The organism is Bradyrhizobium ferriligni, assembly GCF_056837965.1.
The window spans coordinates 1-457 of sequence record NZ_JBXEJO010000257.1 but is presented as its reverse complement, the minus strand read 5'-3'; the positions used below and the strand labels follow the sequence as shown (position 1 = coordinate 457).

The following is a 457-nucleotide window of genomic DNA, read 5'->3' as shown; positions in this document are numbered from 1 at the left end:
GATGAAGGGACATAGGGAAACTACTAAAAAGCATCACAGAAAGTGGATGTGATGGCCTACTTGTAGACGCATAGCTGGCAGCGTACAATTGCTCTTAGGCTCAGATCACAAAGAGTGGTTAGCAAGTGGTCGATATGGAGCATTTGAAGTGCAAAAATGTTAAATGTATTGATGACATCTGATACTCATTTTTGCATTGAACTTGAACCTCTTATTTTCAAAATTCAGATTGAGATAAATCAACTGTTTGTGGATGTACGCTCACTAAATGGAGAGATGGCTGCATTAAGACCAGAAATCAGGAGACTTCAAAAGTACTGTTTGGTGTGGCAGAAATGGATAAATCAAAACAGCATTAAAAAAGTAGATGTGGAAGCAATGATCCGATACCGAACGTATGAGACATGTTTGCTATATTTAATTTTAGTGTTACTTAGTCTTAATGAAAGGCAAGTCT

General features: G+C 37.4%; 1 protein-coding gene. It reads left to right on the top strand.

The window, feature by feature from the left end; genetic code table 11:
• Positions 1 to 171: 171 nt before the first annotated feature.
• The coding region (locus AC1VNY_RS42625) for a hypothetical protein (RefSeq protein WP_482409693.1) at positions 172 to 457 on the top strand (286 nt) is incomplete at its 3' end.